At 72.0% G+C, this 24,378-nt stretch carries 13 protein-coding genes; 8 read left to right on the top strand and 5 right to left on the bottom strand.

Annotation, left to right across the window (positions count from 1 at the left end; translation table 11 throughout):
* The first annotated feature begins 133 nt into the window (after window positions 1-133).
* The 6 genes from ACFYWS_RS04595 (at window position 134) to fxsT (ending at window position 10,647) form a co-directional block, all read left to right on the top strand.
* Window positions 134-1,162 carry an AAA family ATPase gene (locus ACFYWS_RS04595; protein WP_389269527.1) on the top strand — a complete coding sequence of 343 codons (1,029 nt, stop codon included), beginning with the start codon at window positions 134-136 and terminating at the stop codon, window positions 1,160-1,162.
* A 4-nt stretch (window positions 1,163-1,166) separates the two neighbouring features.
* Window positions 1,167-4,586: an SAV_2336 N-terminal domain-related protein gene (locus ACFYWS_RS04590; protein ID WP_389269525.1), complete on the top strand. Its 3,420-nt coding sequence runs from the start codon at window positions 1,167-1,169 to the stop codon at window positions 4,584-4,586.
* Between the two features lie 33 nt (window positions 4,587-4,619).
* Entirely contained in the window at window positions 4,620-4,796 is a 177-nt protein-coding gene (gene fxsA / locus ACFYWS_RS04585) for an FxSxx-COOH cyclophane-containing RiPP peptide (RefSeq protein ID WP_389269523.1), read from the top strand.
* Window positions 4,797-4,936: 140 nt separating this feature from the next.
* Window positions 4,937-6,130: an FxsB family cyclophane-forming radical SAM/SPASM peptide maturase gene (locus ACFYWS_RS04580; protein WP_389269521.1), complete on the top strand. Its 1,194-nt coding sequence runs from the start codon at window positions 4,937-4,939 to the stop codon at window positions 6,128-6,130.
* A gap of 8 nt (window positions 6,131-6,138) precedes the next feature.
* The gene (locus ACFYWS_RS04575; RefSeq protein ID WP_389271679.1) at window positions 6,139-7,569 is read left to right on the top strand and encodes an aKG-HExxH-type peptide beta-hydroxylase; all 1,431 of its coding nucleotides are present in this window, start codon (window positions 6,139-6,141) and stop codon (window positions 7,567-7,569) included.
* Between the two features lie 66 nt (window positions 7,570-7,635).
* On the top strand, window positions 7,636-10,647 hold the full coding sequence (gene fxsT, locus ACFYWS_RS04570) for an FxSxx-COOH system tetratricopeptide repeat protein (protein WP_389269519.1): 3,012 nt from the start codon (window positions 7,636-7,638) through the stop codon (window positions 10,645-10,647).
* 79 nt (window positions 10,648-10,726) lie between these two features.
* On the opposite strand, the gene ACFYWS_RS04565 is transcribed toward fxsT, so the two are convergent.
* From ACFYWS_RS04565 to ACFYWS_RS04550, 4 genes are all read right to left on the bottom strand, one after another.
* Window positions 10,727-14,536, bottom strand: a complete 3,810-nt coding sequence (locus ACFYWS_RS04565) for a multifunctional oxoglutarate decarboxylase/oxoglutarate dehydrogenase thiamine pyrophosphate-binding subunit/dihydrolipoyllysine-residue succinyltransferase subunit (RefSeq protein WP_389269517.1) — start codon at window positions 14,534-14,536, stop codon at window positions 10,727-10,729.
* A gap of 239 nt (window positions 14,537-14,775) precedes the next feature.
* Window positions 14,776-15,837: an ATP-binding protein gene (locus tag ACFYWS_RS04560; protein WP_389271676.1), complete on the bottom strand. Its 1,062-nt coding sequence runs from the start codon at window positions 15,835-15,837 to the stop codon at window positions 14,776-14,778.
* A 77-nt stretch (window positions 15,838-15,914) separates the two neighbouring features.
* Window positions 15,915-16,652 carry a response regulator transcription factor gene (locus ACFYWS_RS04555; protein ID WP_266714016.1) on the bottom strand — a complete coding sequence of 246 codons (738 nt, stop codon included), beginning with the start codon at window positions 16,650-16,652 and terminating at the stop codon, window positions 15,915-15,917.
* A gap of 93 nt (window positions 16,653-16,745) precedes the next feature.
* Window positions 16,746-17,438 carry a spermidine synthase gene (locus ACFYWS_RS04550; protein WP_389269514.1) on the bottom strand — a complete coding sequence of 231 codons (693 nt, stop codon included), beginning with the start codon at window positions 17,436-17,438 and terminating at the stop codon, window positions 16,746-16,748.
* 188 nt (window positions 17,439-17,626) lie between these two features.
* Here ACFYWS_RS04550 and lon point away from each other — a divergent pair, with 188 nt between their 5' ends.
* Window positions 17,627-20,035 carry an endopeptidase La gene (gene lon / locus ACFYWS_RS04545; protein WP_389269512.1) on the top strand — a complete coding sequence of 803 codons (2,409 nt, stop codon included), beginning with the start codon at window positions 17,627-17,629 and terminating at the stop codon, window positions 20,033-20,035.
* 214 nt (window positions 20,036-20,249) lie between these two features.
* Here lon and ACFYWS_RS04540 read toward each other — a convergent pair whose 3' ends face one another.
* Entirely contained in the window at window positions 20,250-21,269 is a 1,020-nt protein-coding gene (locus ACFYWS_RS04540) for a LuxR C-terminal-related transcriptional regulator (RefSeq protein WP_389269510.1), read from the bottom strand.
* A gap of 249 nt (window positions 21,270-21,518) precedes the next feature.
* Here ACFYWS_RS04540 and ACFYWS_RS04535 point away from each other — a divergent pair, with 249 nt between their 5' ends.
* Window positions 21,519-24,260 carry a M4 family metallopeptidase gene (locus ACFYWS_RS04535; protein WP_389269508.1) on the top strand — a complete coding sequence of 914 codons (2,742 nt, stop codon included), beginning with the start codon at window positions 21,519-21,521 and terminating at the stop codon, window positions 24,258-24,260.
* The last annotated feature ends 118 nt before the right edge of the window (window positions 24,261-24,378 follow it).

Genomic DNA, 24,378 nt, shown 5'->3' with positions numbered 1-24,378 from the left:
CCGACCGGGCCGCTCCGGAAGGGCCCTTCAGGCCAGCTCCCCACGGAGCCCTTACCAGCGCCACGAACCATCGATACCGTGAGGCACGTCCCTTGGGCTGCCCTGCTGGACGAGTGACGACGAGGACCGGATCATGACCGAATCCAGTGAGTGGCTCATCTACCGTGGCGCCGGCGAACCCCACGAGGGCCTCGACCGACTGCCCCCGCCGCCGCCCTGGCGCGACTTCTCGGGGCGGTCCACCGAGGAACCGGCCGCGGGTGACGGTTCCGAGGACCGCAGGCTCGGCGCGCACCGGCACCTGGCGGAGCTGCACAGGCCCGGCGCTGAAGAGCTCGAAATGATCAACGCGGCGCTGTATCTGCGCCGCCCCCTGCTCGTGACGGGCAGCCCCGGCGCGGGCAAGAGCACGCTCGCGCACTCGGTGGCGTACGAACTGGGTCTGGGCAACGTACTGCGCTGGTCCATCGTCAGCCGCTCCACGCTCCAGGACGGGCTCTACCACTACGACGCGATCGCCCGCCTCCAGGACGTGCAGATCGCGGCGCAGGGCGGGTTCGGGTCGGCGGCCGGGTCGCCCGGAGCCGTCGAGGGCATCGGGAGCTACATCCGGCTCGGGCCGCTGGGCACCGCGCTGCTGGCGTCGCCGACACCGCGCGTACTGCTCATCGACGAGCTCGACAAGAGCGACATCGATCTGCCCAACGACCTGCTGAACGTGCTGGAGGAGGGCGAGTTCGCGATCCCCGAGCTGGAACGGGTCGCCGACCGGCTACCGGACGGCGAGGCGGAGGTGCTCACCTCCGACGGCGTCAAGGTCCGCGTCCGCGACGGCCGGGTGCGCTGCAACGCCTTCCCGTTCGTGGTGCTCACCAGCAACGGGGAGCGCGACTTCCCCGCCCCGCTGATGCGCCGCTGCATCCACCTCGAACTCGGCAGGCCCGACCACAACCGGCTCGCCACCTTCGTACGCGCCCACCTCGGCGACGAGGCGGCACGCGCGGGCGACGATCTGATCAACCGGTTCCTGGAGCGCTCCCGCAGTGAACTGCTCGCCACCGACCAGCTGTTGAACGCGATCTACCTGACCGACGCGGCCGCCCCCACCAGCCGCGAATCCTTCGCCGACCTCCTGATCCAGCGACTCGACCGCCCGAGGTGAAGCGGTGACTCCCGACGCGACGGCGCGTCAGGGGCCCGGTTCGCCCTCGGAGCCCGGACGCCAGGGCGGCGACCCCGTCGCCGAACTCATCGCCAGGCTGCGGCAGATCGGGCTCGACCCCGACGCCGAAGGGCTCTGCGACGCGCTGTGGCTGGCCAGGTACGCGCGTTCCGCGCGGGCCGCGGATCAGCAGGAGCCCGTCCCTGGCGAACGGCCCACCTACGTAGGGCCGCGGCCGGTACAGGCGCCGACCACCTCGCACTCCGCGCCTACGGAGCGCGAGACCGAGCCCGAACGGCCGGCTCCTCAGGTGTACGACGAGGGCGCCGACCGGCGCGTCGCCCTGTACCCCGTCCCGCGCTCCGGCGGCGGTCGCGCGCGCGGGAGCGGCCGCGCGACCCCGCTCCCGGTCGGCGTCCCTGCCGCGCCCGCGTTCCCCGCACCGCTCGAACTCCAGCGCGCCCTGCGGCCGTTGCAGGGCTACCGCAGCGCCGCCCCGCCCCTGCGCTCGGTGCTCGACGAGACGGCGACCGCGGAGCGCACCGCACGCGCGGGCGGCCTCGTCCTGCCCGTGTTCCGCGCGGTGACCCGCGCCGACGCGCGGCTGAGCCTCGTGATGGACGCGTCCTCGTCGATGCGCGTGTGGGACCGGATGTTCAGCGAACTGGAGCAGGTCTTCAGCCAGTTGGGAGCCTTCTGGGACATCCAGGTCAGCTATCTGCACGAGGGCCCCGACGCGCAGGCCGCCGTCAGCCGCAGCCCCGAGCCGTACGGGGCGCCGTTGCACTCCACCGACCGGCTCAGCGACCCGTCGGGGCGCCAGGTCACCCTCCTCGTCAGCGACTGCGCCGGCCCCCTGTGGCGCAGCGGCCGGGCCCACCGCCTCCTGCACCAGCTGGCCCGGCAGGCCCCCGCCGCCGTGCTCCAGCCCCTGCCGCAGCGCATGTGGAACCGGACCCGGCTCCCGGTCTCGTACGGGGAGTTGAGCCGCGGTGAGGCCCTGGGCGGCGCCGCGGCGCTGCGCGTGCGGACGGCGGCGGGGCCCTCGGCGCAGGCCCGCGCGGGCGCGCTCCCGGTGCCCGTGCTGCCGCCCGAGCCGGTGGCGCTCGGCGCCTGGGCGCGGCTCCTGTCGGGTGCCGGCGCGGGACCGGTCGCGGGGGCCGTCGGCTGGGTCAGGGCGGACCAGCGACGGGCCTCGGCGGGGCGGCAGGCGCAGCGGCCCTCGGTGCTCGAACTGGTCTCCCGGTTCCGCTCCACCGCCTCACCGGACGCCGGCCGGCTCGCCGGGTTCCTGGCGGCGGCCCCGCTGTGCCTGCCGGTGATGCAACTGGTGCAGCGGACCATGCTGCCCGGATCCGGCCCTTCCGAACTGGCCGAGGTGCTGCTCAGCGGGCTGCTCACGCGTACCAAGGAGGAGCACGGGGGCGGCAGCGGCGACGGTGTTCATGGTGTTCAGTGGTACGAGTTCGCGCCGGGCGTGCAGGAAGCGCTGCTCGGGCCGCTCGGCAGGGACGAGGCCGTGCTGGTCCTCAAGCACTGCTCGGAGTACATCGAGGCCCGCTTCGGCAAGGGCGGCCCCAACTTCCCGGCCCTCGCGCTCGCCCAGCTGGGCGACGGCGGCGGGGACACGGGCACCGACCGCCCCACAGACCGCCCCGCCGGTACCGGCACCGGATACCGGCCCCCGCACGCCGTGGGCGGCGACAACGGCGACGCCGGGGCGAGCGGCGCCGACCTCGTCCCGCAGCCCTTCGCCGAAGTCGCCGCACGAGTCCTGGAGCGCTTCATGCCGCTGCCCGAACAGTTCGCGCTGTACGGGCGGCCGGGACAGGACAGGCCGCAGGAGGCGCCGCCCACCCACCCCGCCGTCACCCGCGCCCGCGCGCTCGCCGCGCGCTTCGACGGCGAGCGCATGGTGCAGGACCTCATCGACGCGGTGCAGCTGCTGCGCGGCGCCGCCGAACACGAGCCGCCCACGGAGCGGGACTTCGAGCTGTGGGCCGAGTACGCCCACTGTGTGCTGCGTCTGTGGGAGGTACAGGGCGGAGCGGAGCTCCTGCGCGAGGCCGAGCAGGCCGCCGAGCGCGCCGCCGCCCACCCGCACGCGCTGCGCGAACGTGCCGTCCTAGCGCGCGTGCTCTCCACCGCCGCCACCGACCGCAGGCGCCGCGGCGACCGGAACGGCGCGCTCGAACTGCTGCGCAGGGCCGACCGCGAGTACGCGGTGGCCTGCTCGGCGCCCGACCTGCCGGAGCAGGAGGCACTGCGGCTCACCCTGGAGCGCGTCGGCGCCCTGGAGGCCCAGTGGCGGCTCGGCGGCGACAGCGCGCTGCTCCAGGGCGCCGTCGGCATGCTGGAGGCGTTCGTCGACACCTGGCCCGACCGCCTCCACCCGCCCGAACTCCCGCTCGCCCACGGCCGGATACTGCTCCGGTTGTCCGGCGCCGCGTCCGACGGCGAGCAGGCCGTCAAGTACGCGGAGCAGGCAGCGGGCTCCCTGCGTACCGCCCTGAGCAGTGAGGCGCGGGACCCCGGCGGCGCGCCTCGGGTGCGGGTGCTGCTCGACCTGGTGGACGCCCTACTCGTCTCCGGTGACGCCCTCGACGAGGCGGCGGCACGGGTCGACGAGGCGCTCGCGGCGGCCCGCGACCAGCGGCTGCGCGCCGCGGTCCTGCTGCGGGCCGCGCGCCTCGCCCGCGCCCGGCACGCCGAGTCCGCGGACCCGCGTGAACTCCAGGAGGCGGCACGCCACTTCGAGCAGGCGGCGCACTGGATGCCGGGGGACTCCGCGGCCCACGCCGACGCGCTCGCCGAGTGGGGCGAGGTGCTGCTGTGCCGGGCGGGCGCCGCACCGGCCACGCCCGCCGAGCAGGATGCCCTGTCGCGGGCGGTCCGGGTACTGCGGGACTGCCGCGCCCAGACCCCGGAGGGCAGTGCCCGGCTCGCCCGCCGGCTGCTGCTGCTCGGCCGCGCCCTGATGCTGCGCTACCGCGCGCGCGGGGACCGCGTCGACCTGCGGGAGGCCGAGTACCTCCTGGGACTCGCCGCCGCGGAGGCGGACGACTTCCTGCCGGCCGCGCGCAGCTGGCTGGAGCTAGGCCAGGTGCAGTTCGAGGTGTTCCGCAGCCTCGGCCGCCCGGCCCGCCTCGACGAGGCGGTGGACGCGTTCCGGTACGCCGCCGAGTCGGCCCGCGGCGCCGAGCGGGAGGCCGATACGGAGCACTCCCGCCAGGAAGCCGTCCTTCTCGGCGCGCAGGCACACCACTTACGGGGTATGTCCTACGAAGCGGCGGCGCGTCCGCGTGCCGCCCGCGAGGCCTATCGGGCGGCACGCCGCGAGTGGTCGAGGCTGCCCGACGACAACGTGACCAGGAGCGGACCGACGGCACGGCAGACAGCGGAGCGCATCGCCGAGCTGAACTGACACCGGGCCGTCGGCCGGGGAGAGGGGAACGTCATGGACGCACAGGAGTCACACCAGGAACCGGCCGAACCGTGCCCGGACCTCACCACCCTGAGCCTCGCCGAACTGCGCGAGGCGCGACACCCGGTACTGGACGAGGTGCTGGCGGACCTACGGGAGCGCGAGGAGCGGCCGGGCGAGATGCTCTGGGGGTTCAGCAGCGCGCTCTGACGCGTCACGGCCCCGCGCGAAGCTGGTTTCGGCCGCCCCGCGCGGGTGAACCGGACAACGTTGCACCGACCACGTTTGTGCCGCGTGCCCCACCGGGAAGGCGCCCCGTACGCGCGAGCCCGTCCCTGCGGGCGCCCGGCATGGGGGGTACCGGAGTGGCTGGAGTCGCACGGGCACCACACCAACGGCCCGCACCTTTCCGGCAGTTCGTCGTGAAGATGCACGGCCGCTGCAACCTCGCCTGCCGCTACTGCTACCTGTACGAGGGCCCCGACCACACCTGGAGCACCCGCCCCGCCGCCGCGGCCCCCGAGGTCCTCGACCGCACCGCCACCCGGATCGCCGAGCACGCGCGCGTACACGGACTCCCGCACCTCTCGCTCGTCCTGCACGGCGGCGAACCGCTCCTCGCGGGCGCCGCCACCCTTGGCCGGTTCACCGAGCTGGTCCGCGAGCGGGCCCCCACGGGCTGCGCGGTGCACGCCGTCGTGCAGACCAACGCCACCCTGCTCACCGAGCGGCGCCTCGCGGCCCTCGCCCGGCACCGCGTCCGCGTCGGCATCAGCCTCGACGGCGGCCTGCCGGCCCACAACGCCCGCCGCGTCGACCGCGCGGGACGCCCGTCCTGGACCGCCGCCACTCGCGGCGCGCGCCTGGTCGCCGAGCGCTTCCCCGACTCGTACGCCGGGATCCTCACCGTGATCGACCCCGCGCAGGACCCGGTGGAGACGTACGAGTCGCTGCTCACGCTCCGCCCGCCGGCGCTCGACCTGCTCCTGCCGCACGGCAACTGGTCCGCGCCGCCGCCCGGCTGGGAGCCGAGCGGCACCGTGTACGGCAACTGGCTGTGCGCCGCCTTCGACCGCTGGTGGGGCGCAGGACACCGGGAGACGCGGGTGCGCCTCTTCGAGGAGTGCCTCGCGCTGCTCCTCGGCCTGCCCTCGGCCGTCGAACCGCTCGGACTCGCCCCGTTCGACGCCGTCGTCGTCGAGACGGACGGGACGATCGAGCAGGTCGACTCGCTCAAGTCCGCCTACGACGGCGCCGCATGGACCGGGCTCGACGTCTTCCACCACGACTTCGACGCCGCGCTCGCCCACCCCGCCGTCGCGGCCCGGCAGGCGGGCGCCGCCGCGCTCGCCGCCGACTGCCGGGCCTGCCCGCTGCTCGACGTCTGCGGCGGCGGCCAGTACGCCCACCGCTACCGCGCGGGACACGGGTTCGCCAACCCGTCCGTGTACTGCGCGGACCTTCAGCGCTTCATCCGTCATGTGGCGGCGGTGCTCACCGCGGACACGGTGCCCGCCGCCCACCCCGAAGGGGACTCCCCTTGACCTCCGTCATGCTCCCGGCGATCCCGGACCACGCCCTGACCGAACTCGGCCGCACCGAAGGCGGCCCGCAGGCCCTCGCGCTGCTCGTCCGCGCCCAGGACACCCGCAGACTGCTCGCGCTGCGCGCCGTGCTCGACGCCGCCACGGAAGCGGACCCACGGCTCTGCCCGCCGGCCGCCCGCAGGCGCCTCAGGGAGGACTGGGCGCTGCTCGAAGCGGCGGACGCCACGACACCGCAGCACCCCGAGTCGCCCGCCCGCGCCCGCCTCCTGCACCCCCTCGTCGGCCCCTGGGCCCAACGCTGCCTGACGCTGCTGCGCACCGACCCCACCCGGCCCGGAGCACACGGACGCAGCCGCCAACTCGCCAGGGAACTCACCCACTTCAGCGCGCTCGCCGCCGCGGCCGCCGCCCGCGCGGGCCTCCCCTTCGACGTCCGCCTGACGGCCCGCGAAGGACTCCTCGGCCTGCCCTCGCTCGGCGCGCTGCGCACATCGACGCCGGATGACACGACGTACCAAGTCACGTACAAGTACGGCCAGGTGAAGATCCGCGGCCGCGGCCGCGCCCCCGTCGTCGTCCGCCCCGAGCGCGGCACCGGCGCCTGGTCCGACGACCCCGCCTGGACCCCCGCCCACGCGCTGCCCGGCCTCACCGCGGACGCGGCGCCCACCCCGCTCGACGACCTCGACCCGTACCGCGGCGCGGAGGGCGGCGCGCACTACCGGGGCGCCAGCGAGCCCGCGGCCCTCGACGACGCCGAGCGCAAGCGCTGGCTGCACGCCTGGTCGGGCACCGCCGTCGAACTGCGCCTCGGCGGCGAACAGCGGCTCGCCGAGGCCGTCGCCCTGCTGCGCTGCCTCGTCCCGCTCACCGCGCCGCCCGGCTCCGACCCGTACGACGCCACGGCAGGCACGTGCAGCGGCACCCGGCGCGAGGCCTTCGGCGCGGTCCTCAGCAGCACCCCGCCCACGGCGCCCGTGTTCGCCGCGACCCTCGTCCACGAGCTCCAGCACGCCAAGCTCCTCGCGGTCGCCCAGCTGGTGCCGCTCCACCGGGCGGGCGGCGCGGCCCGCTACTTCGCGCCGTGGCGCCCCGACCCGCGCCCCTTCGACGGGCTGCTCCAGGGCGCGTACTCGCACCTGGCGCTCGCCGACTTCTTCCAGCGGCGCGCGCTCCTCGTCGGCAGGACCGCCGAGCGCGAGTCGGCGTGGGCCGTGCACGCGCGCTGCAAGGAGCAGGTGGGCGCCGCGCTTCCGGCCGTCGTCGGCTCGACGGACCTCACCCCGCAGGGGCGGCGCCTCGTGGACCAGATGGTCGCCACGTACGAACGGCTCGACGAGCATCCGCCGCCCCGAGGGCACGCCGCACGCGCGCGTGCCTACGTGGACGCGGCCCGTACCCTGTTCGCCGCACGTCGGATGCGGTCAACTGGGTGATTTTTGCGTACGGTTGGGGCGAAGATCTGGGCATGGTTCTACCATTACGTGCCGGGAGGCCGCTGCATGTCTGCAATCCGTAGGCCGGTCGGAGCCACCGGCAAGGGGACCGGGAAATCCACGGTCACCATCAGCTTCGCCGGGTTCAACCGGGCCTGGGCGGCCTGGATCGGAGACCGGCTGGAGCGGCGCGGCCTGCGGGTCGTGTACGCGCGCTGGGACTCCCGCGCCGACGTCCCGCTTGCCGACCTGCTGGGCGACCTGATGCTCGCCGAGGGCCGCGTCCTCGTCATCGTCAGCGAGTGGTACTTCCAGCTCGGCCCGCGCACCCACGAGGAGTGGAACGCGGCGCTGCGCCAGGTCGTCGCCCCCGACGCCGCCCGGTTCGCGGCCGTCTCCGTGACCACCGCCCCGCTGCCCTCCGCCACGACCGTGCTGGCCGCGACGCAGCTCACCAACATGGGCGCCGACGAGGCGGAGCGCCGCCTGCTCGACCGGCTCGACCTGCCGACGGACCCGCTGCCCGAGCCGCCCACCGGCGAGCGGCGCGGGCCCCGCTTCCCCGCCTCCATGCCCGAGGTGTGGGGCGGAGTGCCGCGCCGCAACACGCGCTTCACGGGCCGCGAGCCGCTGCTCAACGACGCGTACCACCTGCTCCAGGGCGCCGAACCCGGCGCGGGCGTGCTCACGATGCATGGCATGTCGGGCGTCGGCAAGACGCAGCTCGCCGCCGAGTACGTCTACCGCTTCGGCTCCGAGTACGACGTCGTGTGGTGGGTCAACGCCGAGGGCCGGGTCACGTACCGCCGCCTGATGGCCGAACTCGCACCCAAGCTGGGCCTGTCCACCGGCCCCGAGTACGGCGAGCGGCTGCGCGCCGTGCGCGACTCGCTGCGCCGCGGCGACCCCTACGGGCGCTGGCTGCTCGTCCTGGACGGCGCCGACGAACCCGACCAGATCTGGGACCTGGTGCCCACGGGCCCGGGGCACGTCCTGATCACCTCCCGGAACCCCGAGTGGACCGAGCACAACAGCAAGCTCCTGGAGGTGCCGGTCTACTCCCGCGAGGAGTCCGTCGCCTTCATCCGCCGCCGCGCGTCGCGGCTCTCAGAACCGGACGCCGAGCAGCTCGCCGAGGCCCTGGAGGACCTGCCGCTGCTGCTCGACCAGACGGCCGGCTGGCTCAATGACTCGGACATGTCCGTCGAGGAGTACATCGGACTCCTGGAGGGCGGCATCGACAAGGACGTCGTCAAGGTCTCCGCCGACTTCCCGGTCGCCTTCCAGACCGCCTGGTCGATCCTGCTCAACAAGCTGCGCGAGACCGTCCCCGAGTCCATCGACCTGCTGCGCCTGTGCACCTTCTTCGCGCCCGGATTCATCCCCGTACGCCTCCTGCGGGACATGCCGCACGACGAACTCCCGGAACAGGTCGCCGGGTTGCTCAACGACCCGCTGCTGTGGAACAAGGCGATCAACCAGCTGCGCCAGTACTCCGTCGTCCGCCTGGAGTCGCACGAGACGGTGGGGGACGAGTCGGCGGCCGCCGGCGAGTCCCTGTACCTGCACCGCATGGTCCACCAGATCGTGCACAAGGACATGCCCGACGAGGACCGGCGCGAGTTCATCGACGTCGTCCGCAGGGCGCTCGCCGCCGCCGATCCGGGCCGGGCCACCGACACCCGCCTGTGGGACGAGTACGCGGCGATCGTGCCGCACCTGAAGTACGCCGACGTCCTGCAGAGCAAGGACCGCAAGGTCCAGAGCATGGTCCTCAACTGCCTGCGCTACATGTACTTCACAGGCGAGTACGTCTCCGGCATCAAGCTCGGCGAGCGCGCCCTCGCCACCTGGCAGCGCCGGCTCGGCGAGACCCACCAGCGGATCTGGGACCTCTCGTACCACCTGTCGAACCTGCTGCGCGCGGCCGGCGAGTACGAGCGCGCCGAGGAGATCGGGCGGACCGCCGTCGACCACCTGCTGGTCGAGCGCGGCGCGCAGGACCTGGACCATCTGCGCGCCAACATGGGCCGCGGCGCCGACCTGTGGGGCCTCGCCCGCTACGAGGAGGCGCGCGAGCTGTACGACTGGCTGTACCCGGCCTACCGCGACCTGCTCGGCGAGCAGGACTCCCGGACCCTCAACGCCCTGAACAACCTGGGCTTCGCGCTGCGCCTGCTCGGCCGCTACAAGGACAGCCTCGACATCGACCGGCGCACCCTTGAGGCGCGCAGGCTGCTCCTCAAGAGCCGGCACCCCTGGGCGCTGTTCTCCGAGATCCACTACGCGACGAACCTGCGGCTGCTCGGCCGCTACACCGAGGCCGAGTCCATGCAGGCGAAGAACGTGCGGGAGTACCGCCTCGTCATGGGCGGCGACAACCCGCAGACGCTGCTCGCCGAGCACAACCTCGCGCAGTGCCTGTACCGGCTCGGCGACCACGGCCGGGCCGGCCCGCTGTTCACCCGCGTTCGGGAGCGCTACGAGCGGCAGCTCGGGGACAACGACCCGCAGACGCTGGCCGCCGCCGTCAGCCACAGCTGCTTCGCCCGCGAGCACGGCGACATCGACCGGGCACGGGAGACCAGCGAGTACGTCATCGCGCGCTACGAGCAGAAGCTCGCCGAAGGGCACCCGTTCATCGCCGGGGGCCGCGCCAACCACGCGCTGATCCTGCGCAGCGTGGGCGAGCGCGACCTGGCCCACGAGCTGATCGAGCAGGCGATGACCGACATGGCCGCGGCGGTCGGCGAGAACCATCCGTGGACCGTGGGCTGCGCCGTCAACGCGTCGGCGCTGCGCAACCTCGTCGGCGACACCGAGTCCGCTGCCGCCCTCAGCGCATCGGCGGCGGCGCGCGCGGCGGAGACCCTGGGCCGTACGCACCCGCTCACGCTCACGGCGCGCGTCGCGCACGCGGCCGACCTGCGGGGCCTCGGAAACCGGCAGGAGGCGGAGAAGACCGAGCAGGAGGCGCTGTCCGACCTGACCGCGACGCTGGGCAAGCAGCACGTCCACACCCTGTCGGCGCGGGCCCGCAACAGGCCGTACTGGGACTTCGAACCGCAGGTGACGTGAGCGCACCCCGGGAAGCCCGAAGGCCCGGTCCCCTCGAAAGGGGGCCGGGCCTTCGGCCTTGCTCGCTGTGGGTCGGGGCCTAGGCCTCGAACACCTCACGCACCAGCTGCTCCTGCTCGGCCTGGTGACGCTTGGCCGAGCCGACCGCCGGGGACGAGCCGTGCGGCCGCGAGATGCGGCGCAGGCGCTCGCCGTGCGGCACATCGGCGCCGACGGCCAGGTCCAGGTGGTCGATCAGGTTGAGCGCGATGAACGGCCAGGCACCCTGGTTCGCCGGCTCCTCCTGCGCCCAGAGGTACTTCTCGGCGTTCGGGAACTTGGCGATCTCGGCCTGGAGCTCGGCACCCGGCAGCGGGAACAGACGCTCGACGCGGATGATCGCGGTGTCGGTGACGCCGCTCTTCTTCCGCTCGGCTTCGAGGTCGTAGTACAGCTTGCCCGCCACGAAGACGACCTTCTTGATCGCCTTCGGGTCCGTCGCACCCGAGTCGACCTCGGTGTCGCCGATGACCGGGCGGAAGCCGCCCACCGTGAACTCTTCCACCTTCGACGCGGCGGCCTTGAGGCGCAGCATCGACTTCGGGGTGAAGACCACCAGCGGCTTGTGGTGCGGGTTGTGCACCTGCCACCGCAGGAGGTGGAAGTAGTTCGACGGCAGCGTCGGCATGGCGACCGTCATGTTGTTCTGCGCGCAGAGCTGGAGGAAGCGCTCGACGCGGGCCGAGGAGTGGTCCGGGCCCTGGCCCTCGTAGCCGTGCGGCAGCAGCAGGGTGACGCCGGACGTCTGGCCCCACTTCTGCTCGGCGGCCGAGATGTACTCGTCGACGATGGTCTGCGCGCCGTTGACGAAGTCGCCGAACTGCGCCTCCCACAGCACGAGCGACTCGGGACGTGCGAGCGAGTAGCCGTACTCGAAGCCCATGACCGCGTACTCGGAGAGCAGCGAGTCGTAGACGTTGTAGCGGGCCTGCTCGGGCGACAGGTAGAGGAGCGGGGTGAAGTCCTCGCCCGTCTTGTTGTCGATGAGCACCGCGTGGCGCTGGCCGAAGGTGCCGCGGCGCGAGTCCTGACCGGAAAGACGGACCGGCGTGCCCTCCAGGAGCAGCGAGCCGAGGGCGAGGGTCTCGCCCATGCCCCAGTCGATCGTCCCGTCCTCGATCATCGCGGCGCGGCGCTGCAGCTGCGGCAGCAGACGCGGGTGCACCGTGACGTTGTCCGGGATGTTGACCTGGGACTCGGCGATGCGCTTGACGACCTCCTGGGAGATCGCCGTCTGCACGGCCACAGGGAACTCGGCCTGCGGGTCGGGGACCTCGGCGGTGGCCGGGTGCGAGACGGCCTCGCGGACCTCCGTGAAGACCTTCTCCAGCTGGCCCTGGAAGTCCTGGAGCGCCTGCTCGGCCTCTTCCAGGGTGATGTCGCCGCGACCGATGAGGGACTCGGTGTAGAGCTTGCGCACCGAGCGCTTCTTGTCGATCAGGTCGTACATCAGCGGCTGCGTGAACGCCGGGTTGTCCGACTCGTTGTGACCGCGGCGGCGGTAGCAGATGAGGTCGATGACGACGTCCTTGTTGAACGCCTGGCGGAACTCGAAGGCCAGACGGGCAACGCGGACGACGGCCTCGGGGTCGTCGCCGTTCACGTGGAAGATCGGCGCCTCGATCATGCGGGCCACGTCCGTGGCGTACATGGACGAGCGCGAGGACTCCGGGGCGGCGGTGAAGCCGACCTGGTTGTTGATGACGATGTGGACCGTGCCGCCCGTGCGGTAGCCGCGCAGCTGCGACATGTTGAGCGTCTCGGCGACCACACCCTGGCCCGCGAAGGCCGCGTCACCGTGCAGGGCGACCGGCAGGACCGTGAAGTCCGTGCCGCCCTTGTTGATGATGTCCTGCTTGGCGCGGACGATGCCCTCGATGACCGGGTCGACCGTCTCCAGGTGGGACGGGTTGGCGGCCAGCGAGACGTTGATCTGCTCGCCGTCCAGGCCGGTGAAGGTGCCCTGGGCGCCCAGGTGGTACTTCACGTCGCCGGAGCCGTGCATCGACTTCGGGTCGAGGTTGCCCTCGAACTCCCGGAAGATCTGCGCGTACGACTTGCCGACGATGTTCGCCAGGACGTTCAGGCGGCCGCGGTGGGCCATGCCGATGACGACCTCGTCGAGACGGTTCTCGGCGGCGGAGTCGATGACCGCGTCGAGCAGCGGGATGACGGACTCGCCGCCCTCCAGGGAGAACCGCTTCTGACCGACGTACTTGGTCTGAAGGAAGGTCTCGAAGGCCTCCGCCGAGTTCAGCCGGCGCAGGATGCGCAGCTGCTCCTCGCGCTCCGGCTTGGCGTGCTGCCGCTCGATGCGGTCCTGCAGCCAGCGGCGCTGCTTCGGGTCCTGGATGTGCATGAACTCGACGCCGGTGGTGCGGCAGTACGAGTCGCGCAGCACGCCGAGGACGTCGCGCAGCTTCATCATCGACTTGCCGGCGAAGCCGCCGACGGCGAACTCGCGCTCCAGGTCCCAGAGGGTGAGCCCGTGCTCGGTGATGTCCAGGTCGGGGTGCTTGCGCTGCTGGTACTCCAGCGGGTCGGTGTCGGCCATGACGTGGCCGCGGACCCGGTAGGAGTGGATCAGCTCGAAGACGCGGGCGGCCTTGGTGACGTCGTCGTCGTGCGAGGCGTCGATGTCCTTGAGCCAGCGGACCGGCTCGTAGGGGATCCGCAGGGCCTTGAAGATCTCGTCGTAGAACTCGCCCTCACCGAGGAGGAGGTTCGCGACGATGCGCAGGAACTCGCCGGAGGCGGCGCCCTGGATGACCCGGTGGTCGTAGGTCGACGTGAGCGTCATGACCTTCGAGATACCGAGCTTGTTCAGCGTGTCCTGGGACGTGCCCTGGAACTCCGCCGGGTAGTCCATCGAGCCGACGCCCATGATGACCGACTGTCCGGGCATCAGGCGCGGGACGGAGTGGACGGTGCCGAGGCCGCCGGGGTTGGTCAGGGAGACCGTGACACCGGAGAAGTCGTCCATGCCGAGCTTGCCGTCACGGGCGCGCCGGACGATGTCCTCGTAGGCCTGCCAGAACTCGAAGAAGTTCAGCGTCTCGGCCTTCTTGATGCCCGCGACGACCAGCTGGCGGTCGCCGTTCGGCTTCACGAGGTCGATGGCCAGACCGAAGTTGATGTGGTCCGGCTTGACCAGCGTCGGCTTGCCGTCCTTCTCCGCGAAGGAGTAGTTCATCGACGGCATGGCCTTGATGGCCTGCACCATGGCGTACCCGATGAGGTGCGTGAAGGAGATCTTCCCGCCGCGGGCGCGCTTCAGGTGGTTGTTGATGACGATGCGGTTGTCGAACAGCAGCTTCACCGGGACCGCGCGCACGGACGTCGCCGTGGGGACCTCGATGGACTTGTTCATGTTCTTCGCGACGGCGGCGGCGGGGCCGCGCAGCGTCACGAGCTCGGGGCCGACAGGGGCCTCGGTCGTCACTTCTTCAGCCTTCTTCGGTACAGGGGTGGCGGCAGCGGCCGGCTTCGGCGCGGTGGGCGCGGCCGGAGTGGCGGGCTTCGCGGGGGCCGGAGCGGCAGCCTGTGCGGGAGCTGCGGCTGCGGGCTTCGCGGGCGCGGCGGGGGCCTGCGCTGCGGGTGCGGCCGGGGCCGCTGGCTTCTCGGCCGGCTTCGGGGTCGTCGCGGCCCCCGCGGCCGCGGCACCTGGCTTGTAGTCGGCGAAGAAGTCCCACCAGGCTCGGTCAACCGAATTCGGGTCCTGGAGGTACTGCTGATAGATCTCGTCGACGAGCCACTCGTTGGGTCCGAAGGCAGCGGCAGGGTTCTTACCCTGCCCGGCTTGGTCGGTCTCGGTGGAGATGCTCGAGTTACTGGGGGACTGTGGCGACACGGCGGTAACCGCCCTCTTCCGCTTCTCACAAGGTGATGGACAGCGGGAATAAAGGCTACGCCTCCATTCGCGGGACGTGCAGACCGGGCCGTGATCCGTCGCGTAAGTCACACCGGAAATCGCGTTTCGGGCCGTTGAATGGCGGGAAACAAGCGGGGTTTCGGTACGTTCGGATGCGCGCCCGGCGTGTTCTCGTACGCCCGGCGCGCTCTTGACCCGTGCCTGACCGAAACCCTACGTCAACTTGGTGTTCCGGGCTCTCCCGGAAGAGTGACCCTGATCCGGCAGCCGCGAGTGGATTCGGCCACCCGGATCTGCCCGCCGTGCAGTTCGACGGCCCAGCGGGCGATGGCGAGGCCGAGTCCGGTGCCGCCGTCGCCCTTGCCCTTCTGGCCGCCGCTGTCGGAGTCGCCCCGGTTGAAGCGCTCGAAGACCTTGTGCCACTCGGACTGCGGGATGCCGGGGCCCTCGTCGAGCACTTCGAGCTCCAGCGACTCGGGGTAGGGGCCGCGCCGGGCGAGCACGGTGACACGGCCGTGCTGCGGGGAGTGCTTCACCGCGTTGTCGATGAGGTTCGCGACGGCCTGGTGGATGCGCTCCGGGTCGGCGTGCGCCGTCAGCTCGGGGGGCGAGACGTCGAGGTGCAGATGGACGTCCGTACGCGTGTGGGTGCCGGAGCCCGAGGCGAGTCCCGCGCGCTGGGAGACCGCCATGTTGGCTTCCTTCAGGACGCCCGACAGGTACGGCCAGACCTCGAAGCGGCGCGTCTTGAGGGGCACGACGCCGTTGTCCAGGCGGGACAGGTCGAGCAGTGTGTCGACGAGGCGGCCGAGCCGCTCCGTCTGTTTGAGCGCCGTGCGCATCGTCTCGGGATCGGCGGCCATGACGCCGTCCACGACGTTCTCCAGGACCGCGCGCAGGCCCGCGATGGGCGTGCGCAGCTCGTGCGACACATTGGCCACGAGCTCTTTGCGCTGCTGGTCCTGGGCCGCCAGCTCGTCGGCCATGCGGTTGATGGTGACCGCGAGGTCACCGATCTCGTCGCGCCGGCCCGCGCCGCGGACCCGGCGCGAGTAGTCGCCGTTGGAGATGAACCGGGCGACCGTGTTCATCTCGTCGAGCGGAGCCGTCAGCGAGTGCGCCACGAACTGCGTGATCAGCAGCGTGGCGATGATGGAGAAGACGGTGATGAAGCGCAGCTCCGTCGCCGTGTACATCGCCACCATGAGCAGGCCCGTGGTGATGAAGACGGAGACGACGACGAGCGTGCCGAGCTTCGCCTTGACGGAGAAGGGGCGCAGACCGCCGGACGCCCACTGAGGGTTGAACGGCGGCCGGTGCGGCCGCCCGCCCGGTGTCCGGTTCCGGTCCGCACCGCTCACGGGTTCGGCGTCTCCAGTGCGTAGCCCACGCCGTGCACGGTACGGATGCGCTCCGCACCGATCTTCCGGCGCAGCGCCTTGATGTGGCTGTCGACGGTGCGGGTGCCCGAGGCGTCCGCCCAGTCCCACACCTCGGCGAGCAGCTGCTCACGGGAGAGGACCGCGCGCGGCGTGTTCGCCAGGCACACGAGAAGGTCGAACTCGGTCGGGGTGAGATGCACGTCCTCACTCCGCACCCGCACGCGACGCTGCGCGTGGTCGATCTCCAGCTCGCCGAGCCGCAGTATGCCGCTGCGCGGTGTCGTGGCGGCCAGCGCGGCCCGCTCGACCCGGCGCAGCAGCACGTGCACGCGCGCCGCCAGCTCCCGCATGGAGAACGGTTTGGTCATGTAGTCGTCGGCTCCCACACCGAGGCCAACCAGCATGTCCGTCTCGTCGTCGCGGGCCGTGAGCATCATGACCGGCACGGGACGCTGGGCCTGCACGCGGCGGCAGACCTCCAGGCCGTCGAAGCCGGGCAGCATGATGTCGAGGATCAGCAGGTCGGGCTGCCAGGCCTCGGCCGTGTCCACCGCCGCCGGGCCGTCCTGCGCGGTTTGCACGAGGAATCCCTCGGCACGCAGTCGGGCGGCGATGGCATCGACGATGGTCGGATCGTCCTCGACGACAAGGACCCGTCGCTGGGCTCCCTGAGTCGTCGTGGTGGTGTTGTGGGAGGTGTGTGTCTGCTCCATCGCCCCGCCCCTGAGTGCGCGCCGTCGTGACGCGCTTGACGCTTGAATGATCGGGTTTCGGACGTCAGCGTACGGGGAGTTACCGCCGGTCGGCTACGTGGGCCTCAGTGCGAGGTGCACCACGTCAGGGACGCCCCGGACAACCGGGATCTCTTCGGTGCGCACCGCCTGGAATCCGGCATTCCGCAAGGTTTCTTCAAAATTTGCTGACGGCTGTGCGGACCATACGGCGAGAACACCGCCCGGGTCGAGTCGATCCGCGCAGGCGGCGAGGCCGGCCGGTCCGTAAAGGGTGTCGTTGTCCTCGGTGACGGTCCAGTCGGGGCCGTTGTCGATGTCGAGGCAGAGCGCGTCATAGGTGTCCGTGGCCGTGTGCAGATGCCGTACGAGGTCGGCCTCGACGATGTCCGTACGAGGGTCGGCGAGGGCCTCGGCGGACAGCTCGCGCAGCGGGCCGCGCCGGTGCCAGTCGATGATCGCGGGCTCCCGCTCGACGACCGTGATGCCGCCCCAGCGCGGGTCCGCGGCCGCGTGCGCGAGGGAGAAGCCGACGCCGAGGCCGCCGATGAGGACGCGCGGCCTCTCGTGGGCGGGGAGGGCCGAGAGCGCCGCGTCGACGAGGCGGCGCTCGGAGCGGCCGTCCGAAGTGTCCATCAGGAACGTGCCGTTGGCGATGATCTGGAGCAGGTCGCCGTGACGGCGCAGGACCACCTCGCCGAAGGGGCCTTCGCGGCGATCGAGGACGACGGGTTGATCGGGGTGGAGCAGGGTCGTCATGGCCGCCATTGTGGCCGACGAGGTGGTGGGCGCGCGGGCATTTTCTGTGGTCCACGTCTCACATGGAACTCGTCACAGAGGGTGACCCGACTGCCGCGACAGTCGTGATCGCTGACAGCGAACGCCCGGGACGGAACATCTGGAGGCTCCCGAGCATTGAGCCCATGTAACTCAACTTGACTGCCAAAGGGGAGATCATGGCTTCGACGTCCACACCGCTCACCCTGCCCGTGCTGCCGCTCGACGACGAGGTCGTGCTGCCCGGAATGGTGGTGCCCCTGGACCTCAGCGACACCGACGTACGAGCCGCGGTGGAGGCCGCGCAGGCCGCCGCGCGTACTGGACCCAGCAAGCCGAGGGTGCTGCTTGTTCCACGCGTCGACGGGACGTACGCGAACACCGGTGTGCTCGGCACCGTCGAGCAGGTCGGCCGCCTCGCCGACGGCGACCCCGGCGCCCTGATCCGCGGCGTCGGCCGCGTGCGCATCGGCGCCGGCACGACCGGGCCGGGCGCCGCCCTGTGGGTGGAGGGCCTGACCGTCGAGGAGGAGGTTCCCGAGCCCCTGCCGGGCGCCGTCACCGAACTCGTCAAGGAGTACAAGGCCCTCGCCACGAACTGGCTGAAGAAGCGCGGCGCCTGGCAGGTCGTGGACCGCGTCCAGGCCATCGACGACGTGTCCGCGCTAGCCGACAACTCCGGCTACTCGCCGTTCCTCACCACCGCCCAGAAGGTCGAGCTGCTCGAAGCGGCCGACCCGGTGGAGCGCTTGAAGCTGGCGACCCAGCACCTGCGCGACCACCTCGCCGAACAGGACGTCGCGGAGAGCATCGCCAAGGACGTCCAGGAAGGCGTCGACAAGCAGCAGCGCGAGTTCCTGCTGCGGCGCCAGCTCGACGCCGTGCGCAAGGAACTGCGCGAGCTGAACGGTGACGCCAAGGACGCGGCCGAGGAGTCCGACGACTACCGGGTCCGCGTCGAGGCCGCCGACCTTCCGGAGACGGTGCGCGAGGCCGCGCTCAAGGAGGTCGAGAAGCTGGAGCGGGCGAGCGACCAGTCGCCCGAGGGGTCCTGGATCCGCACCTGGCTCGACACCGTCCTCGAACTCCCGTGGAACGAGCGGACCGAGGACAGTTACGACATCCAGGGCGCCCGCGCCGTCCTCGACGCCGAGCACGCGGGCCTGGACGACGTGAAGGAGCGGATCACCGAATACCTGGCCGTGCGCAAGCGCCGCGCGGACCGCGGCCTCGGTGTGGTCGGCGGGCGGCGCGGGGGCGCCGTTCTCGCGCTCGTCGGACCTCCCGGCGTCGGCAAGACCTCGCTCGGCGAGTCCGTGGCGCACTCCATGGGCCGTAAGTTCGTCCGCGTCGCCCTCGGCGGCGTACGGGACGAGGCGGAGATCCGCGGCCACCGGCGTACGTACGTGGGTGCCCTGCCGGGCCGCATCGTGCGCGCCATCAAGGAGGCCGGGTCGATGAACCCGGTGGTCCTCCTCGACGAGGTCGACAAGGTGGGCTCCGACTTCCGCGGGGACCCGGCCGCGGCGCTGCTCGAAGTCCTCGACCCGGCACAGAACCACACCTTCCGCGACCACTACCTGGAGGTGGAGCTGGACCTGAGCGACGTCGTCTTCCTGGCGACCGCGAACGTCCTGGAAGCCATCCCCGAGGCCCTGCTCGACCGCATGGAGCTGGTCCGCCTCGACGGCTACACCGAGGACGAGAAGGTCGTCATCGCCCGCGACCACCTGGTGCCGCGCCAGCTGGACCGCGCGGGGCTCGCGGCCGACGAGGTCACCATCGGCGACGACGCGCTGCGCAAGCTGGCGGGCGAGTACACGCGCGAGGCCGGCGTCCGCAATCTGGAGCGGTCCGTGACGCGGGTGCTCCGCAAGGTGGCCGCGCAGCACGAACTGGGCGAGCGGGAACTGCCGTTCACCGTCGGCGAGCGTGACCTGCGGGCCCTGATCGGTCGTCCGCACCACGTGCCCGAGTCGGCGCAGGACCCGGCCGAGCGGCGCACGTCCGTGCCGGGCGTCGCGACGGGGCTCGCGGTGACGGGTGCCGGGGGCGACGTGCTCTACGTGGAGGCGTCCCTCGCCGACCCGGAGACGGGCGCGGCGGGCCTGACCCTCACCGGTCAGCTCGGTGACGTCATGAAGGAGTCGGCGCAGATCGCGCTCTCCTTCCTCCGCTCGCACGGCGCGGAACTGGAGCTGCCCGTCGCCGACCTGAAGGAGCGCGGCGCGCACATCCACTTCCCGGCGGGCGCCGTCCCGAAGGACGGGCCGAGCGCGGGCGTCACGATGACGGCGGCGCTCGCGTCCCTGCTGAGCGGGCGGCTCGTCCGTACGGATGTGGCGATGACCGGTGAGGTGTCCCTGACCGGCCGCGTCCTGCCCATCGGCGGCGTCAAGCAGAAGCTGCTCGCGGCGCACCGGGCGGGCATCACCACGGTGATCATCCCGAAGCGGAACGAGGCGGACCTGGACGACGTCCCGGCCGAGGTCCTGGAGAAGCTGGAGGTGCACCCGGTGAACGATGTGCGACAGGTACTGGAGCTGGCGCTGGCGCCGGCGGATGTGGCGGTGCCGGTGGCGGCGTGACGGACGCCTCCCGGATACCGGACGGCCCGGCCCCCTGTGGGGGCCGGGCCGTCGGTGTTGTGTCTGCTTCCGGAGATCCGCGGCGGGCCAACCGCCCGTATTCTTCGGGGAGTTGTGTGGCCAGAGAGATTCAGGCGCGGGGAAGGGCGGTGGGACGGCCGACACGGTGGCGCTGGCGCCGGCGGGGCTTGATGGGGGGGGCGGGCTCGGTCGGCTAGACCGTCAGCCAACCCCTCAGCGCCGCCGTCACACCCGCCTGGAAGCGCGTCTGCGCGTTCAGCATCGTCATCAGGCGGGTGATGCGGCGGCGCACCGTGTGGACGTGGACGTCCAGGCGGCGGGCGATCGACTCGTCCTTGAGGCCCGAGGCGAGGAGGGTCAGCAGCTCGCGGTCCTCGTCCGTGATCTCGTCGGGGGAGTCCGCGCCGATCGGCACCGCCCGCTCCCACACCGCGTCGAAGAGCGGGACGAGGGCGTGGCTGAGGAGCGAGTCGCCGACGACGAGTGCCGAGGCCGTCGGGTCCGCCGCATCCGTCGGCGGGAGCAGGGTCACCCGGCGGTCCACCGTGAAGAGCTTCGTCGGCAGGTCCTTGCCCACCCGGATCCGAACGCCCTGCGTGGCAAGGTCGTTGAGGCCCCGCGCGCGCCCCGCGAAGGTGAGTCCGTTCCGGTCCACCACCACCCGGACCCGCGCCCCGCGCCGCACGGGGGCCGCCACGTCGAGCGGTGTCGGCATGCCGTCCGGCTGGCTGGAGGCGTACGGCGGGCGGTCGAGCAGCGCCACCTCCGTGGTCGCCGAGGCCAGCATCGCCGCGACGCGCTCCGCGATGGCCCGGCCGCCGCGCACCGTCTCGATGCCCATCGCCCGGACATCCGCGGGCGTGGCGGTCAGCAGCCCGGCCGCCAGCCGGTCCACCGCCCCCGTCAGGTCCTCCAACTCGGCCGAGCGGCGCAGCAGTTCCGCCTGGTGCCGGTGGATCAGATTGCGCAACGCCGTGGCCGGCGGTACCGGGAGCGGGAGGGCGGCGCCGCTCGGCGCCGGCAGCGTGCAGCCGCGCTCCGCGAGGTGGCCGAGGGCGTCCGCGACCCGGCGCGCGGGCAGCCCGGCCGCACGGGCGAGCGCCGCCCGCGAGCCCAGGTCACCACCGCTGAGCAGCGCTTCGTAGACCCGCAGCTCGCTCTCGCCGAGGCCGAGGGCCTGCCACTGCGCGTCGTCGTGCCCAGCCGGTTTCATCAGGGGATTTTCGGCCGAACCCGCAGGCCACACAAGTGTGCACGTCCACAAGTAAGCACCGGGAACGCATTGTTCAGCAGGGGGCTCCGGTATTTGCATGGCCGCATCCGACATCCGTTCATGCACCACCGGCCCCGGAGGGGAACCGTGCGGACCTCAGGACGTAGACGTAGAGACAGAAGCCCTGGCACAGCGGTCGGCCAAGGGGTGGCGGCGCTGCTCGCCGCCGCAGGGCTGATGGTGACCGGTATGCCCGCCGCCCACGCGGCCGACCCGGCGAACCCCGTGGCGTCCGGCGGCGACACGGACACCCCGGCGCTCGTCACCGGGCTGCACGAAGCGGTCTCCGCCACGGACAGCCCCGCCGACGCGGCGCGCGGCCACCTCAAGGCGGAGAAGGGGCGCTACCACATAGCCGACACCTCGGCGAAGGAGCTGACGTCCCTCGGTACCGCCACCGGCAAGGGCGGCAAGGAGACGGTCCGGCTCCAGCAGAAGTACCGGGGCGTCGAGGTGCTCGGCGGCCAGTACGTGGTCCGGATGGAGAAGAAGTCCGGCAAGCGGACCGTCATCGGCACCTCCGGCAAGTACTTCACCGAGCTCAAGCTCACCACGGTCACACCCAAGGTCACCGAGAAGGTCGCGGTGCAACGCGCCGTCGGCGCCGTCTCCACGCAGCTCGGCGGGGGTCTGATGACCGCCCCTGCCAAGGGCGACAAGACCGGCGCCCACAAGCTCACAGGCAAGGCCACCGGCGTCACGATCCTCCCGCAGGGAGCCGGCGTGCTCACCCGGCACATCACCGTCACCGGCGTCAGCCCGGCCGACGGTTCGCCGGTGAAGCAGGAGGTCTACGTAGACGGCCGTTCCGGCTTCCCGCTGCTTCAGTACAGCGGCATCAAGACGTTCGGCGCGACGGCCGCCGCCACCGGCGCCACCGACGAGGCACCCACGGACGGCGACGCGGCCACCACGGCCGCCGACCAGCTCGTCGTCAAGGGCACCGGCACCCGGTACAACGGCGAGAAGACCGAGGTGAACCTGTACAAGGACGCCAAGGGCGTCTACCAGATGATCGACTACAGCAAGCGGGCCGCCGACTCCCCGTACGAGGGCCCGATGCTGTCGACGTACGACGCCCGCGGCCGCGAGGTCGCCTCCGCGTCCGGCGCCTGGCCCGTGGGCATCAAGACGTTCCAGTCGGCCACGCCCGAGCTGGGCGCGGACTACACCGACTCCGGTGCCATCGACGCCCATTGGGCGGCAGGCAAGGTCTACGACTTCTACAAGAACCACTTCGGCCGGGCCGGCCTCGACGGCAAGGACGGCTACATCAACTCCCTGGTCGGCGTGGTGCAGAACGGCCAGCCGTACAACAACGCCTTCTGGGACGGCGCCAAGATGGTGTACGGCCAGGGCGGGGGCGACTTCCGCACCTTCTCCGCTGACACCGACGTCGTCGGCCACGAGATGACGCACGGCGTCGTCGAGCACACCGCGAACCTCGTCTACGCGGGCCAGTCCGGCGCCATGAACGAGGCGATCGCCGACTACTTCGGCAACGCCATCGACCTGGAGGCCAACCACGTCTCCATGGACGACCCGGACGCCGGCCTGCTCGGCGAGGACCTGTGCACCACGCTCAGCCCCCGCGAGTGCGCCCTGCGCGACCTCAACGACGGCAAGACCACGGCCAAGGACTTCATCGGCACCACGTACCGCGGTGACAACGGCGGCGTGCACCTCAACTCCACGATCTTCTCCGGCGCCCTGTGGGACATCCGCCAGGACCTCGGCGCCGAGCTCGCCGACCAGATCACCTACCGTGCGCTGGCGGCCTACATGACCCCGCTCGACGGCTTCACCGAGGGCCGCGCGGCCGTTGTCGCCGCCGCGCAGGAGCTGGGCGTCACCAAGGCCCAGCTGAAGACGGTGAAGACGTCGTTCGACGCCCACGGCATCGTGCCCGGCTGGGAGAAGGCGCTCGGCGTCGACACCGACACGATTCTGAACAAGGTCAACATCTACAACACCGGCGTCGGTGCGGGCGGCGGCAAGTACGCCGTCTCGAACTCGAACGAGGACGGCAGCGAGCCGTACTCGGTGTGGCTGGGCAACACGTCCGGCAAGGGCACGCCCCAGCTGATGAGCGCCAACAACGGCGACTACAACGTCTACGCCGACACGGACGGCAAGACGGTGGTGTGGGCCGACTACAGCAGCAATGGCGTCAAGATCATGGCGCGGCCGGTCACGGGCGGCCTCCCGAAAATGGTCGACGGCATCGGCAGCGACGTCTCCGGGCTCGCGGTGGACGGCGACTACGTCGTCTACACCGCGTTCAACCCGCAGTTCGGCGTCACGAACGTCCGGTACGTCAACATGAAGACCGGCAAGGTGGGTCTGGTCGACGACGGCGGCCCCTACAACGTCTCGGGTCTGGCCTCCGTCAAGGACGGCAAGATCGCCTACGCCAAGGTGGCGCCCGACGCGAACGGGAACCACACGCTCGGTGTCGAGGTCCTCGACGCGGCGACCGGCGCCAGGACGCAGATGCCCATGGCCGACAGCACCAAGACCGCGGGCATCGGCCAGACCGCGATCACCGACGACGGTGTCTTCTGGATCGAGGACAACGACGCCACCGACTCCGGCCGGGCCGCGGTGCGCCGCGCGGGCCTCGACGGTTCGAACCCGCTCACCCTCACCCCGGAGTCCGGTACCGGCTCGCTGTACGCCTACTCGCTGACGGCCTCGAACGACGCGGTCAGCGTCACCGTGCTGCCGCCGGCCACGAGCTGGGCCAACGAGACCCTGCCGAAGCTGTACCAGGTGGCCCCCGACGGCAAGGGCGCCGCGCAGCGCGTCTCCTGCAACCGCGGTGACCAGGTGTACGCCGCCGCAGACGAAGGGCAGCGCGTCCTGTGGCTGGACGGCACCACCGGCTACACCAACCTCGTGAAGCGGGACAGGCCGGCGGGCAGCTGCTGACCCGCCCCACCTGAACGCGGCGGCGGGCGGGCGCCCCGGGGGGGGGGGCCCGCCCCCCCCCGGGGGGGGGGGGGGCGCCGGGGGGGGGGGCCCCCCCCCCGGCGCGCGCGCCGGGGTT

Source organism: Streptomyces sp. NPDC002795 (assembly GCF_042888725.1).
GTDB lineage: Bacteria > Actinomycetota > Actinomycetes > Streptomycetales > Streptomycetaceae > Streptomyces.
Note: the sequence above shows the minus strand (reverse complement) of the source record. Positions and strands in the feature narration are given on the sequence as shown.